The 17381-nt window shown below is 71.1% G+C and carries 16 protein-coding genes; 6 read left to right on the top strand and 10 right to left on the bottom strand.

Going from position 1 to position 17381, the window contains the following annotated elements:
- Positions 1-13: 13 nt before the first annotated feature.
- The gene (locus IEY98_RS05205) at positions 14-865 is read right to left on the bottom strand and encodes a MaoC family dehydratase (RefSeq protein ID WP_189209094.1); all 852 of its coding nucleotides are present in this window, start codon (positions 863-865) and stop codon (positions 14-16) included.
- Complete coding sequence (locus IEY98_RS05200) at positions 865-2229, bottom strand: 3-oxoacyl-ACP reductase (RefSeq protein ID WP_189209093.1); 1365 nt, start codon at positions 2227-2229, stop codon at positions 865-867. Before IEY98_RS05200 ends, IEY98_RS05205 begins: the two co-directional genes overlap by 1 nt.
- Positions 2230-2317: 88 nt before the next feature.
- Between IEY98_RS05200 and IEY98_RS05195 the strand changes: the two genes are divergently transcribed.
- The 4 genes from IEY98_RS05195 (at position 2318) to IEY98_RS05180 (ending at position 5969) form a co-directional block, all read left to right on the top strand.
- Positions 2318-3598 (top strand): acetyl-CoA C-acetyltransferase, encoded by a 1281-nt coding sequence (locus IEY98_RS05195; protein ID WP_189209092.1) that lies wholly within the window; start codon positions 2318-2320, stop codon positions 3596-3598.
- 126 nt (positions 3599-3724) lie between these two features.
- Complete coding sequence (locus tag IEY98_RS05190) at positions 3725-4918, top strand: ATP-binding protein (RefSeq protein ID WP_189209091.1); 1194 nt, start codon at positions 3725-3727, stop codon at positions 4916-4918.
- A 181-nt stretch (positions 4919-5099) separates the two neighbouring features.
- Entirely contained in the window at positions 5100-5246 is a 147-nt protein-coding gene (locus IEY98_RS05185) for a hypothetical protein (RefSeq protein WP_189209090.1), read from the top strand.
- Between the two features lie 417 nt (positions 5247-5663).
- Positions 5664-5969 (top strand): hypothetical protein, encoded by a 306-nt coding sequence (locus IEY98_RS05180; protein WP_189209089.1) that lies wholly within the window; start codon positions 5664-5666, stop codon positions 5967-5969.
- Positions 5970-6009: 40 nt separating this feature from the next.
- Here the strand turns inward: IEY98_RS05180 and mctP are convergent, their stop codons facing one another.
- The 8 genes from mctP to IEY98_RS05140 all read right to left on the bottom strand — a co-directional run bounded on the left by mctP (position 6010) and on the right by IEY98_RS05140 (position 15362).
- Positions 6010-7653, bottom strand: coding sequence for a monocarboxylate uptake permease MctP (gene mctP / locus IEY98_RS05175; RefSeq protein WP_189209088.1), 1644 nt, complete (start codon positions 7651-7653; stop codon positions 6010-6012).
- Positions 7650-7916: a DUF3311 domain-containing protein gene (locus IEY98_RS05170; RefSeq protein WP_189209087.1), complete on the bottom strand. Its 267-nt coding sequence runs from the start codon at positions 7914-7916 to the stop codon at positions 7650-7652. The genes mctP and IEY98_RS05170 overlap by 4 nt, the downstream gene beginning before the upstream one ends.
- A gap of 280 nt (positions 7917-8196) precedes the next feature.
- On the bottom strand, positions 8197-8418 hold the full coding sequence (locus IEY98_RS05165; RefSeq protein WP_189209086.1) for a hypothetical protein: 222 nt from the start codon (positions 8416-8418) through the stop codon (positions 8197-8199).
- 67 nt (positions 8419-8485) lie between these two features.
- Positions 8486-10312 carry a phosphoenolpyruvate carboxykinase (GTP) gene (locus IEY98_RS05160; protein ID WP_189209085.1) on the bottom strand — a complete coding sequence of 609 codons (1827 nt, stop codon included), beginning with the start codon at positions 10310-10312 and terminating at the stop codon, positions 8486-8488.
- Between the two features lie 354 nt (positions 10313-10666).
- Complete coding sequence (locus tag IEY98_RS05155; RefSeq protein ID WP_189209084.1) at positions 10667-11371, bottom strand: hypothetical protein; 705 nt, start codon at positions 11369-11371, stop codon at positions 10667-10669.
- A gap of 120 nt (positions 11372-11491) precedes the next feature.
- On the bottom strand, positions 11492-13324 hold the full coding sequence (locus IEY98_RS05150; protein WP_189209083.1) for a dynamin family protein: 1833 nt from the start codon (positions 13322-13324) through the stop codon (positions 11492-11494).
- Positions 13324-13743: a nucleotide exchange factor GrpE gene (gene grpE / locus IEY98_RS05145; protein ID WP_189209082.1), complete on the bottom strand. Its 420-nt coding sequence runs from the start codon at positions 13741-13743 to the stop codon at positions 13324-13326. Before grpE ends, IEY98_RS05150 begins: the two co-directional genes overlap by 1 nt.
- Positions 13744-13793: 50 nt before the next feature.
- Entirely contained in the window at positions 13794-15362 is a 1569-nt protein-coding gene (locus tag IEY98_RS05140) for a dynamin family protein (RefSeq protein ID WP_189209081.1), read from the bottom strand.
- A gap of 143 nt (positions 15363-15505) precedes the next feature.
- On the opposite strand from IEY98_RS05140, the gene IEY98_RS05135 reads away from it, so the two are divergent.
- Together IEY98_RS05135 and IEY98_RS05130 are read left to right on the top strand one after the other, a co-directional pair.
- Positions 15506-16687 (top strand): sensor histidine kinase, encoded by a 1182-nt coding sequence (locus tag IEY98_RS05135; RefSeq protein WP_444541823.1) that lies wholly within the window; start codon positions 15506-15508, stop codon positions 16685-16687.
- Positions 16688-16722: 35 nt separating this feature from the next.
- Positions 16723-17379, top strand: coding sequence for a response regulator (locus tag IEY98_RS05130; RefSeq protein ID WP_189209080.1), 657 nt, complete (start codon positions 16723-16725; stop codon positions 17377-17379).
- Positions 17380-17381 lie beyond the last annotated feature (2 nt).

The following is a 17381-nucleotide window of genomic DNA, read 5'->3' as shown; positions in this document are numbered from 1 at the left end:
TCGAGAAGCCAGGTCAGAGCGTGATGGCGCCTTCCAGGTGCGGCTTGCCCCTGCGGGCGTCGACCAGGTCGAAGCGGTGGCCGTCCTGGGTCCGCGCGGTCGCGAACGCGACCTTGGCGGGCAGCAGGACCGGCAGCTTGAACCGGACGTCCACCGTGTACGCCTCCGGCAGGCGTCCCTCGAAGGCCGCCAGGCAGCGGGCCTTCGTCCACATGCCGTGCGCGATCGCCCGAGGGAAGCCGAACAGCTTCGCGGTGAGCGGGTGCAGGTGGATCGGGTTGCGGTCGCCGGAGGCCTCGCCGTAGCGGCGGCCGATGTCCTCGGGCACCTTCCACACCGCCGACGGCGCGGGCGGCCCGGCCTGCTCGGCGGGCTCCGACGCGCCCGACGAGCCCGAGCCGCCGCCGCGGCGCAGGTACGTGCTGGTGTCGTGCCAGACCAGCTCCCCGTCGACGAACGCCTCGCTGACCATGTCGAACTGCCTGCCCTTGGGATGCGGCCGCAGGTTCTCCACGTGCACCCGCAGGTCGAACTCCTCGCCCACGCGCAGCGCCCGGGTCTGGGTGATGCGGTTGGCCACGTGCACCGAGCCGACCAGCGGGAACGGGAAGTCCCCGTCCGTCATCAGCTTCACCTGCATGGGGAAGGTCAGCACGTGCGGGTAGGTGATCGGCAGCTCGTCGGTCAGCCGGAACTCGCACACCTGGTTGTACGCGGCCAGGTGCGCCGGATCGACCCGCACGCCCGCGCGCCGGTACGCGCGGGACGGCAGCGCCGAGCCGCCCTTCTTGGTGAAACCGGCGACCACGGCCTTGGGGAAGAGCAGGCCGAGGCTCGGGGACTCGTGGAGGTCCACCACCTGCATCACGCCCCCAACAGGCTCTGCCCGCACACCCGGACGATGTTGCCGTTGACTGCCCCCGAGGCGGGCGCGGCAAACCAGGCGATCGTCTCGGCCACGTCGACCGGCAGGCCGCCCTGGGACATGCTGTTCATCCTGCGGCCTGCCTCGCGGATGAACAGCGGCACCGCCGCGGTCATCTGCGTCTCGATGAAGCCGGGCGCGACCGCGTTGATCGTGATGCCCTTCTCCGCGTACACCGGCGCGTAGGCGTTGACCATCCCGATCACGCCCGCCTTGCTGGCCGCGTAGTTGGTCTGGCCCAGGTTGCCCGCGATACCGGCGATCGAGGACACGCCGATGATCCGCCCGCCCGCGCCGAGCACGCCGGACTCCAGCAGCGCCGCGTTGGCGCGCAGCTGGCTGGCGAGGTTGACCTGGATGACCGAGTCCCAGGCGCTGTCCTTCATCTTCGCCAGCGTCTTGTCGCGGGTGATGCCCGCGTTGTGCACGACGATGTCGACCCCGCCGTGGCGGGTCTTGAGGAAGTCGACCAGCTTCGCGGGCGCGTCGGCCGCGGTGATATCCAGCTGCAGCGCGGAGCCGCCGACCTTGTTGGCCACCTTCGACAGGTCAGCGCCCTGCGCGGGGATGTCGAGCACGACGACCTTGGCGCCGTCGCGGGCCAGCACCTCGGCGATGGCCGCGCCGATGCCGCGGGACGCGCCGGTCACCAGCGCGACCTTGCCCGCGAGCGGGGCCGCCCAGTCCTCCGGGTCGGGCGCGTCGCCGCCGTGCGTGCCGATGCGGATGACCTGCGCGTCGACGTAGGCGGACTTGGCGCTCAGCAGGAACCGCAGGGTCGACTCGGCCTTGTCCTCGGCGCCGGGCTCTACATAGACCAGCTGCGCGGTCGCGCCCCGCTTGAGCTCCTTGCCCATGGAGCGCACGAAGCCCTCCAACGCGCGCTGGGCGATGACGGCGCCCGGCTCGCCCGCCCGCTCCGGCGGGGTCCCGAGCACGACGACGCGGCCGGAGGCCACGACCGAGCGGATCACCGGGTGGAAGAAGTCGTAGAGGGCCCGCAGGCCCTCGGGGGAGTCGATGCCGCTGGCGTCGAACACGAGCGCGCCGTAGGCGGGTCCGCGTTCCTCGCCCGCGGGCACTGGTGGTGGATCGGAGAGCACCTCGACGCCCGTGGCCTTGAGCACCGCGCCGACCGGCTCCAGCAGCCTGCCGCCCGGGGCGGCGCCCAGCAGCGCGGGGCCGGGCAGCGGCGGCTGGCCGGGGCGGTGGCGGCGCAGCGGCGTCGGGTTCGGCAGCCCGAGCCGCTTCACCAATGCCTTGCCGATGCCGGTTGTGCTGAACTGCTGGTAGCGGTCCGTCATCTACGCATCCTCCCTACTCCATAGTAATCTTACTCGCGAGTAGGTTAGGATGGTACCGCAGAATCAGACCTGTGCTCAGGAGGTTGGCATGGCCCCGAGTCGCGTGCGGCGGGTGGCGATCATCGGCGGGAACCGGATCCCGTTCGCCCGCTCGAACGGCCCCTACGCCCAAGCGTCGAACCAGGACATGTTCACGGCCGCCCTGGACGGTCTCGTCGCCCGCTTCGGGCTCGCAGGCGAGCGCGTCGGCGAGGTCGCCGCGGGCGCGGTGCTCAAGCACAGCCGGGACTTCAACCTGGCCCGCGAGTGCGTGCTGGGCAGCAGGCTCTCCGCGGAGACGCCCGCGTACGACGTGCAGCAGGCCTGCGGCACCGGCCTGCAGGCGATCGCGCAGGTGGCGAACAAGATCGCCCTCGGCCAGATCGACTCGGCCATCGCGGGCGGGGTCGACACCACCAGCGACGCGCCGCTGCAGGTCAACGACAAGCTGCGGCGCATCCTCATCGCGCTCAACAACGCCAAGACGGTCGGCCAGCGGCTCGCGCTGCTCTCCCGCGTCCGCCCCGGCCACCTGGTGCCCGACATCCCGCGCAACGCCGAGCCGCGCACCGGCCTGTCGATGGGCGAGCACGCGGCCGTCACGGCCAAGGAGTGGGGCATCAGCAGGGCGGCGCAGGACGAGCTGGCCGCGACCAGCCACCAGCGCCTCGCCGCCGCGTACGACCGCGGCTTCTTCGACGACCTGGTCACCCCGTTCCAGGGCCTGACCCGCGACCAGAACCTGCGCGCGGACTCCACCGCGGAGAAGCTGGGCAAGCTCAAGCCGGTCTTCGGCGGGCCCGAGGGCACCATGACCGCGGGCAACTCCACGCCGCTGAGCGACGGCGCCTCGGCCGTGCTGCTGGCCACCGAGCAGTGGGCCAAGGAGCGGAAGCTGCCGGTGCTGGCGTACCTGACCTTCACCGAGACCGCCGCCGTCGACTACGTGCAGGGCGGCGAGGGCCTGCTCATGGCCCCGGCGTACGCCGTGCCGAGGATGCTCGCCCGCGCGGGCCTGGGCCTGCAGGACTTCGACTTCTACGAGATCCACGAGGCGTTCGCCTCCCAGGTGCTGGCCACCCTGGCCGCGTGGGAGGACGTGGCCTTCGCCAAGGAGAAGCTGGGCCTGACCGAGCCGCTCGGCTCGATCGACCGGGCCAAGCTCAACGTCAACGGCTCCTCGCTGGCCGCGGGCCACCCGTTCGCCGCCACCGGCGGGCGCATCGTCGCCACGCTGGCGAAGCTGCTCGCCGAGAAGGGCTCCGGCCGCGGCCTGATCTCCATCTGCGCGGCGGGCGGCCAGGGCGTCACGGCCATCGTCGAGCGCTGATCTGTCCTCTTCTACGGCTCCCTAGCTTTCGGGCTAGAGAGCCGTAGTCGTTTCTACCGACGACACGCCGTAGAGCTTTCTGCGCTCGTATCGGACAGAGGCTAGATACGCCGATACCGTCCGAGGATGGACCCCATCCGCAATCCGTTCGCGCCCGGCGCCGGGCAGCGGCCGCCCGAGCTGGCGGGCCGGGAGAAGGAGCTGGCGGCCTTCGAGGTCGTGCTGGAGCGCGTGGCGCGGGGACGGCCGGAGCGCAGCCTCGTGCTCACCGGGCTGCGCGGCGTCGGCAAGACCGTGCTGCTCGGCGAGCTGCGGTCGATGGCGCTGCGCCGGGGGTGGGGCGCGGGGAAGATCGAGGCGCGGCCGGAGGCCGACCTGCGCAGGCCGCTGTCCGCCGCGCTGCACCGGGCCGTCCGGGACCTCGCCGTGCGCCACCGCGCGCCGGACCGGGTCGAGGCGGTGCTGGGCGTGCTGAAAGCGTTTGCGCTCAAGTCCAACCCCGGGGACGCGAAGCTGCGCGACCGCTGGCAGCCGGGCATCGACGTGCCCGCGGCGAGCGGGCGGGCCGACTCCGGCGACATCGAGATCGACCTCGTCGAGCTGTTCACCGACGTCGCCGAGCTGGCCGCCGACGTCGGGACCGGGGTCGCCGTGCTCATCGACGAGATGCAGGACGTCGGCGCGGACGACGTCTCCGCGCTCTGCGCCGCCTGCCACGAGCTGTCGCAGTCGGGCGCGCCGCTGGTCGTGGTCGGCGCCGGGCTGCCGCACCTGCCGACGCTGCTGTCGGCGAGCAAGTCCTACTCCGAGCGCCTCTTCCGCTACGTCCGCATCGACCGCCTCGCCCGCGAGGACGCCGACCGGGCGATCCTGGCGCCGGTCGAGCGCGAGGAGGCGGGCATCACCCCGGACGCCCTCGACGCGCTGTTCGACCGCTCCGGCGGCTACCCGTACTTCATCCAGGCCTACGCCAAGGCCGCGTGGGACGCCGCGCCAGCGGACCCGATCACCGCGGAGGACGTGGCGGTCGCCGCCCCGGAGGCCGAGTCCGAGCTGGCCGTCGGCTTCTTCGGCTCGCGCTACGAGCGCGCCACGCCCGCGGAGCGGGAGTACCTGCGGGCGATGGCCGAGCTGACCGAGGGCCGCGACGAGGGCGCGAGCACCGCCGACGTGGCCGTCTCGCTGGGCCGCAAGCCGTCGTCGCTGTCCCCGGCCCGGGACAGCCTCATCAAGAAGGGCTTGGTCTACAGCGCCGAGCGCGGCTGGATCGCGTTCACCGTGCCGCACTTCGGAAAGTTCGTCCTGGGGATGGACGACTGACGTATCAGCGTTTCTACGCCGTCACCTAGACAGGCGGATCGTCACCTACTTCCGGGTTGCTGCCGACGATTGTCCGGCCTGTGCGCCACCTCACCGGCTAATCACTGGCTTCCGTCGCGCGGGCGGTGCATACTAGAGGCACAGCGAACGCAAGGCAACACCGAGGGGAAGTCTGACTCACATGAACGTCACCGCGAAGATTCGTGCCCGCCGCGCCGAGGCCCGTACTCGCAGGGCGGTCACCCGGGCCATCGAGCAGGCGGCCACGCCGTCGATGCGCCACGAACTCATCACGCTCGCGCAGACCCAGCAGGTGAACTGGCGCTGAGCCCGATCGTGACGCGAGGATGTGATGCAGGGCACATCCTCGCGTCCGTGTAACACCGCCGGACTCCATGGCGATGTTCCGGTTGACCCCGTAGTGCTGGCGGACCCCCGACCTGGCAGCACTACGGGGTTTCCATTTCTCCGCGACCGCTCACTGGCAGTTACTGCCGCCCCCGGTCGACGTCGAGCGCCGAACGGCATCACCCGAACCGACTAGGCCGCCCGAGGCTGTCTGGCTCGGCCAATCGCGGTAACCGCCGGTGCATCTGTCACACTCATGAGTGATCAGGGCCACAGACAGCCGCTCGGCGATGAACACACTCCGTTCACCGTCTTCCTCGGCGAAATCGGCGATCTTCGTCGCGGGCTGGAGCAGACTGATCACCGTCAGCGCCAGCCGAGAAGGAAGCCAGCGCCCGTGACCGCGACCGGATCACAGACCCGCCCGAACCTCCGGCCCGTCGTGCACCTCACCGTGTCGCCCGGAGAGCCGCCCATCCCGATGACGTGGCGTCCGCCGAGCGCCCCGCCGCGCTCGGCGCGGGAACGGCTGCTGCTGGTCGCCGAGCGCGCGGTCGGCGGGCTGGCCCCCACGCTGCGCGCGGCCCTGCTGATGCTGCTGTGCGCGCTCGCCGGGCTGGGCATGATCGCGGCCATCGCGGGCCCCGTCGCCGCCCTCTTCAGCACGCTCGTGCTCGTCGTCATCGCGCTGCTGCGCAGATGAGACCGGCTGGGAGCGGACAGCGCCCCCAGCCGGTTCCCCGTCAGTGCGCGCCGATGGCGCGCAGCTTCTTGTCGCCCTCGTCGGCGTGGTAGTCGGCCGGGCTGGTCTTGTCCAGGCCGTTGGGCCACCTGAGCCTGCGGGCCAGGACGGTCACCAGGACGGCGACCACCAGGTTCGCGATCAGCGAGACGAAGCCGACGTAGATCGTCATCGTCGACCCGGCGAACGGGTGCCAGCCGAACAGGCTCAGCTTGTCCAGCACCAGCGCGGAGCCGCCGAAGTGCGCGCGGCTGCCGTCGGCGCTGGGGATGGTGTAGAGCAGCCACATGCCCCACGCCATGCCCGCGACCCAGCCCGCGACGAGCCCGCGCACGTGGAACCAGCGCGTGTAGAGCGCGATGGCCACCGCGGGCAGCGTCTGCAGGATCATCACGCCGCCGATGAGCTGCAGGTCGATGGAGAACTGCGGGTCGATGAACAGGATGAACGCGACCGCGCCGAACTTGACCACCAGCGAGGCGAGCTTGGCCTGCTTGGCCTCCTGCGCCGGGGTCGCGCCCTTGTTGACGTACTCCTTGTAGACGTTGCGCGTCCACAGGTTCGCCGCCGCGATCGACATGATCGCCGCGGGCACGAGCGCGCCGATGCCGATGGCGGCGAAGGCGATGCCCGCGAACCACGACGGGAACATCTGGTCGAACAGGTTGGGCACGATGGTGTTCGTGTCCGGCCGCCCGGTCGCCTGGTTGACCAGCGGCTTCGTGCCCGCCGCGATCGCCATGTAGCCCAGCAGCGCCAGCAGGCCCAGCAGCAGCGAGTACGCGGGCAGCGCCGACATGTTCCGCTTGATGACGTTGCGCCCGCGCGAGGCGAGCACGCCGGTCAGCGAGTGCGGGTACAGGAACAGCGCCAGCGCGGAGCCCAGCGCCAGCGTGGCGTACTGGAGCTGGTTGTTGCCGTTGAGGAGGGTCCCGTCGCCCTTGGCCGGGCTCGCCTCGAACTTGGCGTCGGCCGCGCCGAAGATCTCCGTCCAGCCGCCGAGCTTGATCGGCAGGTAGATGACCGCGACCACGATCACGACGTAGATCAGGATGTCCTTGACGAACGCGATCAGCGCGGGCGCGCGCAGGCCCGACTGGTAGGTGTAGACGGCCAGGATGATGAACGCGATCAGCAGCGGCAGGTGCCCGACGATCCCGGCGCCGTTGAAGCCCAGCGTCCGCAGCACCGCCTCCAGCCCGACCAACTGCAGCGCGATGTAGGGCATGGTGGCGACGATGCCGGTGATCGCGATGAGCAGCGCGAGCGTGGGCGAGCCGTACCGCCCGCGCACGAAGTCGGCGGGGGTGACGTAGCCGTGCGTGCGCGACACCGACCACATGCGCAGCAGCGGCATGAACACCAGCGGGTACACGACGACGGTGTAGGGAAGCGCGAAGAAGCCCATCGCCCCCGCGGAGAACATCAGCGCGGGCACGGCGACGAACGTGTAGGCGGTGTAGAGGTCGCCGCCGATGAGGAACCAGGTGATCCACGAGCCGAACTTGCGCCCGCCGAGCCCCCACTCGTCGAGGTGGTCGAGGGTCCCGCCGGCCCTCCACTTCGCCGCGGCGAAGCCCAGCACCGTGACCAGGCCGAACAGCAGGGCGAAGATGACCAGTTCCGGCCACTGCAGCTCGTTCATCGGGCCCCCTCGTCCAGGTCGTCGACGTCGAGCGGCTCACCGGGCGCGGACGTGGTCGGCTTGTCCTTGGTCTTGACGTAGACGATGGACGTGCACAGCACGCCCACGGCGATGCCGAGGAACTGGAACCAGTAGTAGAACGGCATCCCGAACAGCTCGGGCCCGGTGCGGTTGAAGACGGGCGTGATCAGCCACAGCAGCGGGACCACGAGCAGCAGGTTCCATGGGCTCCAGCGCAGCCCGGTCTTGCCTGGTGGTGCCATGGGCACTCCCCTCACGACGGTGTTGCGGCGAAACACTAGAACGCGTCGGCGGGATAGTCACTGATCAGTTTGGTAACCGGCCGAACTCCGACCACCGCTGGCCGCCGCACCCGATTTGTCCACAGCCCCGACTGTCCACGGACCCGAAGTGCCCCCAGGCCCCGGCCGCCCGCCTCCCGCCCGGCCCGCGCCGCAGGCGAGTTGCCCACAAGCTGTGCACAAGTCCATCCACAGTCTGTGGACAACCCGGATGCAGGTGTGGACCAGGGGACGCGTGGGACTAGCGGGACTTGTCCCCGGGGTTGTCCACAGCCGTCAGGACGTCACCCACGATCAACAGGCACGACACGCAGCGGGGGCCGGAGTGGGTGCGGGGCGCCTTGGCGTAGGGGACGGTGTGGGTGCAGACGGCCTCGATGAGGCTGGCCCGTTCGTCCGAGGGGAAGGCGTGGACGCGCTCGTCGTAGGCCGAGAGGCGCCAGGTCCATCTCGCCGCTTCCATCCCGTCCTCCCGAGGAACGATGAGGGCCACCGCGGGGTGTCCGCGGTGGCCCTCATCAAAGCACCTGTTACCCGGCGAGCCGCTGCTTGAGTGCGGCGAGCTCGTCGCGCAGGGAGGTCGGGAGCTTGTCGCCGATCTTGTCGAACCAGGCCTCGATCAGCGGGAGCTCGGCGCGCCACTCGTCGAGGTCGACGGCGAGGGCGGCGTCGATGTCGGCCGGGTCGGCGTCCAGGCCCGACAGGTCGAGGTCGGCGGCGGTGGGCACCCAGCCGATCGGGGACTCGTGCGCGGCGGCCTTGCCCTCCAGGCGCTCGATGGCCCACTTGAGGACGCGGGAGTTCTCGCCGAAGCCCGGCCACAGGAACCGGCCGTCGTCGCCGCGGCGGAACCAGTTGACGTAGAAGATCTTCGGCAGCTTGTCGGCGTCGGCGCGCTTGCCGGTCTCGATCCAGTGCCGGAAGTAGTCGCCCGCGTGGTAGCCGATGAACGGCAGCATCGCCATCGGGTCGCGGCGGACCTCGCCAAGGTTGCCGGTGGCCGCCGCGGTCTTCTCCGAGGACAGCGTGGCGCCCATGAAGGTGCCGTGCTGCCAGTCGAAGGACTCGCTGACCAGCGGGATCGTGGTGGCGCGGCGGCCGCCGAAGAAGATGGCCGAGATCGGCACGCCCTGCGGGTCGTCCCACTCGGGGGCCAGCACCGGGCACTGCGCCATCGGCGTGCAGTACCGCGAGTTGGCGTGCGAGGACAGCTCGTCGGACTCCGGCGTCCAGTCCTCGCCCTTCCACGAGGTGGCGTGGGCGGGCGGGTTCTCCATGCCCTCCCACCAGATGTCGCCGTCGTCGGTCAGCGCGACGTTGGTGAACAGCGAGTTGCCCTTGTCGATGGTGCGCATCGCGTTCGGGTTGGTCTTCCAGTTGGTGCCGGGAGCGACACCGAAGAAGCCGTTCTCCGGGTTGACCGCGTAGAGGCGGCCGTCCTCGCCGAAGCGCATCCAGGCGATGTCGTCGCCCAGGGTCTCGACCTTCCAGCCCGGGATGGTCGGCTCCAGCATGGCGAGGTTGGTCTTGCCGCAGGCGCTGGGGAAGGCAGCGGCGATGTAGTAGACCTTGTTCTCCGGGGAGATCAGCTTGAGGATCAGCATGTGCTCGGCCAGCCAGCCCTCGTCGCGGCCGATGACCGAGGCGATGCGCAGCGAGTAGCACTTCTTGCCCAGCAGGGCGTTGCCGCCGTAGCCGGAGCCGTAGCTCCAGATCAGCCGCTCCTCCGGGAAGTGCACGATGTACTTCGTGTCGCTGCACGGCCACGGCACGTCGGACTGGCCGGGGGCCAGCGGCGCACCGAGGGAGTGCAGCGCGGGGACGAAGTCGCGCTCGTTGCCGTCGGCGTCGGTGAAGCGCGCCAGGGCCTGCGCGCCCATCCGGGTCATGATCCTCATCGAGACCACGACGTACTCGGAATCGGTGATCTCCACGCCCAGCATCGGCTTCTCGGCGTCGAGCGGGCCCATGCAGAACGGGATCACGTACATCGTGCGACCGCGCATCGAGCCGCGGTACAGCTCGGTCATGATCGCTTTCATCTCGTCCGGGGCCATCCAGTTGTTGGTGGGCCCGGAATCGGCCTCGTCGACCGAGCAGATGAACGTGCGCTCCTCGACGCGCGCGACGTCATTGGGGTCGGACGCGGCGTAGAACGAGTTCGGCTTCTTGTCCAGCCGGGTGAAGGTGCCCGCGGCCACCAGCCTGTCGGTCAGCCGGGTCCACTCCTCCTCGGAGCCGTCGACCCACACGACCTGGTCGGGCGCGGTCAGCTCGGCGACCTCTCGCACCCACGCCAGGAGCCGTTTGTGCGTGGTCGGTGCCTGGTCAAGACCTGGGATGGTCACTGCCGTCATCTCGCCTCGTCTCCTGACTGAACGCCGAAACGCCGATCAGGACGCCATCGCACCCGGACCGGGGACGTCGACGTCCTCATCGAACGGCTGACACCCGCCCTTGGTGGGAGCGGGTGGCGCCGGAAGGAATGCACTGAGGCTAGCGAAGTAAACGGCAGGCCACCGATAGCTGACCTGTCGGTTCTCTCACAGGAACGATAAGGGGATCGATTCAGTACCCGATTGCGGATCAGAACGGACGTCCGGTTTGCGAGTGTCGGCGCGTTAACCGTGATTCCGCCCACGTGAGCCGGATTACCAAAGAAGAAGTCCCGCCGCACCGGAGTGCGACGGGACTCTTTCCGGTCGGCGAACTCAGCCCTGCCAGGCGGCGTCGGAGGCGCTGTCGGAGGTGTAGGAGCCGTCGGCGTTGATGTGGCCGGTCTCGACGGTGGTCCACTCGTCCTCGGCGGTGTGCTGGGCCACGGTCACGTCGCCGTCGGCCTCGATCACGACGGCCTCGTCGGCCTCGCCGTCGGCGTCGGTGTCGACGAAGGCGTAGGTGTTGCCCTGCTCGTCGGTGACGACCGCGGTGTCGTTGGTGCCGTCGCCGTCGGAGTCGTACTGCGCCGGGCCGACCTCCATCTCGCCCTCGGCGGTGTCGACCGTCATGCCCTCGCCCGAGCCGGTGTCGGTCGTCGTCTCGGTGGTCTGGGTCGGGTCGTCGCCGGTGGTGGTGTCGGTGCCCGCGTCGTCGGCGCCGCCGCCGGAGGGGGCCTCCACGGAGTTCGGGTCCGCCGCGGTCCACTCGCCGCTGGCCTCGTCGTACTCCGCCGCGCCGGTCACGTTGCCGTCGGCGTCGAGCTCCACCATCGTGTCGGCGGTGCCGTCGCCGTCGGTGTCGTGGAAGGCCATGTAGCCGTCTTCGGTCTGGACCACGGCCGAGTCGTTCTCGCCGTCCTGGTCGTAGTCGTAGTTCTCGGTGACCTCGTACTCGTCGCCACCCACCTCGACGGTCAGCTCGTCCTGGCCCGCGTCGGCGGTGTCGGTGGTGTCGACGTCGCTACCGGTCTCGTCCACGTACACGTGGTGCCCCCTCTTACTGGTCCCTCTCGGGATGTTGTGCTGTTGCGGATATGACTGACCCTTCGCCGCGGCGGTTCCCGGCGTTACGGAGATTCCTCGGCGCGTTCTTACTGGTCAGGACTTGTCACGCAGGGTGCGGATGCTCGCGAGCAGCTTCTCGGCGCGCTCCCGGCCCGCGACGACGTCGGTCAGGCGCTTGTTTACCACGGTGACCCGCTTCTGCCGCTCGCTGACGTCCAGTCGCAACGCCTTGTCGACCTCGCGCAGCTGCTCCTCGATGCCCGCGATCCGCTTGCCCAGCGCCTCGTCGAGGGCCAGCGACAGCTGCGACTCCGCGTCGATCAGCTGCTCGGACACGAGCTGGTCCAATGTGGAGCGGGAGTCGGCGATGGCGTCGGACAGCCACTGCTTCATGTGCTGCTTGTCGGCGGTGTGCTTGCGGGTGCGGGCGATCCACCAGCCCGCGCCCAGGCCGATGACGATCGTGGGCACCAGCAGGATGGGCGCGGCGACCGCGCCCGCCAGCGGCAGCACGGCCATCTTGCCTGCGCCGAAGCCGCCGGAGACGCCCATGAAGACGAGCAGCTTGTCCTCCGCGGTCGGCGTGCGCTTCTCCGCGGCCCGCAGGACGACCTGGGCGCCGCCCGCGCGCGCGAACTGCGAGCGGATCACCGCCAGCTCGTCCGCGGTGAACAGGTCGGCGAGGACCAGGTCGGCGACCTGGTTGAGCCGGTTGCCCACCTTGTTGCCGATGCGCGCGGTGACCATCTGCAGCGCGGCGTCGACCTGGCCGGGCAGGGTCTTGATCTTCTCCCGGTCGGCGGCGTCGATGGCCGCGCGGAACCACGTCTGCAGGTCGCGCATCTCGCGGCTGACCTCGTGCGCGTTCTCCAGCCGCGCGCGCTGCACCTCGCTGCGCAGCCGCACCTGCCAGCCCCGGGTGGACGAGCGCCGCTCGGCGGTCAGCTCCTCCTTGCGGGCGCGCAGCGCCTCGGCCTCGGCCTCGCCGGTGGTCAGCACCCGCTTCTCGGCCTCCAGCCTGACCGTCAGCTCGGCGAGCGCGGAGGACAGCGCGCGCAGCGTGTTCGCCTCCGACAGCATCACCGAGCGGCCGACGAGCAGCGACTGCAGCGCGTCGCGCAGCTCGACGATGCCGGAGCGCTCCTTGAGCAGCGCCGCGGCCTCCGCGCTGGGCGCCTTGCCCGCCATCTCGTGCATCCGCGAGGAGACGGGGTAGAACTTGGCGCCCGCGAACCGGGGGGCGTGCTCGGCCAGCAGCGCCTGGTTGGCGTCGAGCACCTGCCGCCAGCCGCGGAACTGGTCCACCTTGGACAGCGCGAACACGACGGTCTCGACCTTGTCGCCGATGCCCGCGAGGAAGGTCAGCTCGCCGATGGTGAACGGCGCCGACGCGTCCACGACGAACAGCAGCGCGGTGGCGCTGGACGCGGCCTCGATCGCCAGCTCGCCGTGCATGGAGTCCAGCCCGCCGACGCCCGGGGTGTCGACGATGACGAGCTTCTCCAGCACCTCGGCCGGGCCGTCGATCTCGACGTAGCGCGGCGGGATCTCGCCGTCGGGCAGGTCGTGCGCCGCGGAGACCCAGTTGATGAGCAGGTCGAGGTCGATGGGCACGTCCGGGTGCTGGCCCGGGTAGCAGGCGCGGGCCTTCCACTCGGGGGCGTGGTCGAACATCAGGTACGTCGCGGTGGCGACCTCGGCGTCGACCGGGGACAGCCCCGGTGTCTCCAGCAGGGCGTTGACCAGCGAGGACTTGCCCCGGTTGGTCTCGCCGACCACGACGACCGACGGCTTCTTGCTCCGCTTGGCGCGGGCCTCCTCGACCCACTGCGCGGTCTCCGGCTCGATGTCCTTGAGCAGGGCGAGCAGCGTCTCGCGGGCGTGCGCGACCTGCTTGGGCAGGGACGGCGGCTGGGGCTTGGTCATCAGGAGTGGACCTTGTAGACGGTGACGATCGGCGGGCGCAGCACGTGGCCCCGGTCGCTGAACCCGACCACCTCGGTCTCGGCGACGACGCCGTCCAGCGCGGGGTCGTCGGTGTCGGCGGTGCCGCCCGCCTCGTGCACGGCCGGGTCGAAGCGCTGCCCGTCCGGGCGCAGGGCCTCGACGCCGACGCCCGCCAGCCCCTCCTCCAGCCGCTCGGCCACCCCGGAGCTGCGGGCGCGGTCGTGGGCGTAGAGGCACAGCGCCACCATCGCCTTGCGCTCGGCGGCGAGCCGCTCGAACGCCGCCAGGTCGACCGACGGCGCCATCGGGTGGGCGATGGCCTCGGTGATCACCTCGGCGTCGACCTGCTGGGTCGACTCGGCCTCATCCCTGCGCTTGCCTTTGAACCAGGTCGCCATTCGTCATCACCCAGACTGTGCCGTGAGTCGCTGCCGGATCCGGGACGGCCTCATGCGCCGCCCGTCGCCTTCAACTGCTGCCAAATGAGGAAGTACGACCGGTGCACCACGTGGGCCACGCGGCTCTGCGCCGGGGTGGCGCCGAAGGAGGCGAACGAGCGCCACCAGCCCGCGCGCTCCAGCGCGTAGGCCGACAGCTCCTTGTGCGGGCGGCCCTTGAGGCCGAGCTGCTCGCCGACGTCGGCGGTCGAGCCGACCCGCAGCACCTCGTCGGCGAGGTCCTCGGGCATGTCGACCGCGCCGGAGGCGACCAGGGTCAGCGCCTCCAGCAGGCGCAGCTGGTGGGCCTCGGGCTTCTGCAGCAGGACCTCGATGGCGTCGTGGACGCGCTGGCGCTCGCCCGCGTCGCCGGAGGCCTGCGCGAGCGCGGTCACCGAGGCCAGCGCGGCCGCGGCCTTGATGCCGTCGGCGCGGGCGCGGAAGACGCCGTCGAGCCGGGCGCGGACGCGGGCCAGGCCGGAGGACTCCAGCAGCCTGCGGCGCAGCGCGCCCGCGGTCAGCTCCGGGTCGGCGCGCAGGGCGTCGACGGCGCTGCGGATGCCGTAGAGGTCCAGCTTCTCCAGCAGCCGCACGCGGGTGCCGACCGGGACGTCGCAGTCCCAGGTGGTGAAGATGTCGGCCGACATGAGCATGGTCTCCCACGTCACGTCGTCCAGTTGGGACAGCGTCTTCAGCGCGTCGGCGTCGGCTGAGGTGAAGCCGCCGGACTCGGCGGACTCGGCGAGCAGGCCGATCACCGGGATGACGTCGGCGACCCTCGGCTTGAGCGTGGCCGCCTGCTTCTCGGCGATGATCGACGCTGCCTTCCACACGTCGCCGTCGCTGCCCGCGACCGACTCCGGGGTGATCGTGTCGGCCTTGTTCAGCACGGCGATGGCGTTGACCGGCCCGGCCTCGCGGCTCGCGGTCGCCGCGGTGAAGGCGGCCAGGGCCTGCTGGTCGTCGGCGCGCACGCCCTGGGTGACGACGTAGAGCACGGCCTCCGCGCCCGCGACCGCGTTGCGGGAGGTCTCGTCGAGCTCGTCGTCGTCGGTCTCCTCGGAGTCGTCGTCCTTGCGGTGCTTGGCCGCGCCGAGCAGCTGCTCGGTGCGCTTGACCGAGGCGAGGTCGAGGGAGCCGAGGCCCGGGGTGTCGATGACGGTCAGGTCGCGCAGGACGGCGTTGGTCAGGTACGCCTCCAGGTGCGAGACCTTGTCGAAGTCGACGTCGAGGTCCTTGGGGATCATGCCCGCGGCGTCGAAGGGCAGCACCTGCTTGCGGCCGTCGAAGAACACCAGCTCGACGCGGTCGACGGTGCCGTACTGGAAGCGGGTCACCAGCCGGGTGCACTCGCCGACGTCGGTCGGCGCGACCCGGCGGCCGATGAGGGCGTTGACCAGGGTGGACTTGCCGGACTTGATCCGGCCAGCGACGGCGACCTGCAGTGGGGCGCCCAGCCTGCGCAGCACCTCGCGGAACCCGGCCGCGGTGCGCGGGGACACCTGCGGCTGCAGCCGGGTGCACAGGTGCGCCACCGCCGCCGACAGCGGACCGGCGAAGTTGGGCTGCTCGGTCGACACGCTTCTCCCCTCGAATACGGGTGAGATCGTGCCATGCCCGGGGTGGGGGCCGGAGGCGTTCCCCGGACATCCGCCGCAGGGCTCATCGCGGGTGCGACGCCAGGGTGACGCGCGCGGGTGGTGAGCATGCCTACGCTTTCGGGGTGCGGAGGCTGAGCCTGTGGTTCAAGGCCCACCCGATGGCGGGCGACGCCCACATCGCGGTGGCGATCGCGCTGTTCGAGCTGCCCCTGATCGCGGCGATGGCCTCGGGCTGGCACACGGCGATCCTGATCCTCGTCGGCATCGGGCTGACCGCGCCGCTGGTGATCCGCAGGCGCAACCCGCTGCTGTCGGCGTACCTGGTGCTGGCGGCGGGGGCGGTGCAGCTGTTCACCCACGGCGAGGGCTCCGACGACACCCCCGACCTGCGGCTGCGGGTCGCGGACATGGCGCTGGGCATCTCGCTCTACACGCTCGTCGCCTACGTCGGGCGCCGCCAGGCCGCGCTGTACGCGGTGGGGCTGGCGATCGGGACCGGCGCGTGGGCGTTCTGGCGGTTCTCCGGCATGGAGCCGCTGATCATGGTCACGTTCGCCGCGATCATCTTCGCCCTGTGCTGGGTGCTGGGGGAGTTCGCGGGCGCGCGGCGGGCCTACCACGTCGAGGTGGAGCGGCGGCTGGCGCTGCTGGAGACCGAGCGCGACCACCAGGCCCGCATCGCCGTCGGCGAGGAACGCGCGCGGATCGCCCGTGAGCTGCACGACGTCGTCGCGCACGCGGTGAGCGTCATGGTCGTGCAGTCCGAGGGCGCCGCGTACGCGGTGCGCACCGACCCGGACATGGCCGAGCAGGCGATCCGCACGGTGGCCCAGACCGGCCGCGACGCGCTCACCGAGCTGCGGCGGCTGCTGGGCGTGCTGCGCAGCGACGCGGCCGAGACCGGCAGGGCGCCGCAGCCGGGCGCGCAGTCGATCTCCGAGCTGGCCGAGCGGGTGCGCGCGGTCGGCGTGCCGGTGGTGCTCGAGCTGACCGGCGAGCTGGACGACCTGCCCGCGGGCGTGGGCCTGGGGGTGTACCGGATCGTCCAGGAGGCGCTGACCAACACGATCAAGCACGCGGGCCCGGGCGCGTCGGCCGCGGTGCGGGTCAAGCGCGACGGGGACCAGGTCGAGCTGGACATCACCGACCGGGGCCGGGGCGCGAAACGCGGACTGGCGTCCGGGGGCAACGGGCTGATCGGGATGCGCGAGCGCGCCCACGTCTTCGGCGGTTCGCTGGAGGCGGGGCCGCTGCCGACCGGCGGCTGGCGGGTGCACGCGGTGCTCCCGGTGACCGCTGCTTAGGACACGTTCAGCTTGGGCGCGCTACGTTGGCCCGCGTGATCCGGGTAGTGGTGGTCGATGACCAGGAGCTGATGCGCGTCGGGTTCCGCATGGTGCTCGGGGCCCAGGACGACATGGAGGTCGTCGGCGAGGCGGGCGACGGCCGCGCGGCCATCGCCATGGCCGAGCAGCTGCGGCCGGACGTGGTGCTGATGGACGTCCGCATGCCGGTGCTCGACGGCGTGGAGGCCACCAAGGCGATCACCGCGGCGGGGACGTCGAAGGTGCTCGTGATGACGACCTTCGACCTCGACGAGTACGCCCTGTCGGCGCTGCGCTCGGGCGCGAGCGGGTTCCTGCTGAAGGACACCCCGCCAGCGCACCTGGTCTCGGCCCTGCGCTCGGTCGCCAGCGGCGACGCGGTCGTCTCCCCGAGCGTGACCCGCCGCCTCCTCGACCGCTTCCTCGGCCAGAGCGGCGGCGAGCTCCGCGACGCGAAGGTCCTCGACGCCCTCACCGAACGCGAGCGCGAGGTCCTGGTCCTGGTCGCGCAGGGCCTGTCGAACACCGAGATCGCCCGCAAGCTCTTCCTGTCCGAGGCGACGGTGAAGACCCACGTGGGGCGCGTGCTGTCCAAACTGGACCTGCGCGACCGCGTCCAGGCGGTGGTCCTGGCCTATGAGACCGGCCTGGTCCGCCCGGGGGACCTCTGAGC

Origin of the sequence: Actinokineospora fastidiosa, from assembly GCF_014648415.1 — a bacterium.
GTDB classification, from domain to species: domain Bacteria; phylum Actinomycetota; class Actinomycetes; order Mycobacteriales; family Pseudonocardiaceae; genus Actinokineospora; species Actinokineospora fastidiosa.
The sequence above is the reverse complement of the archived record's forward strand: the minus strand, read 5'-3'. Positions and strand labels throughout refer to the sequence as shown.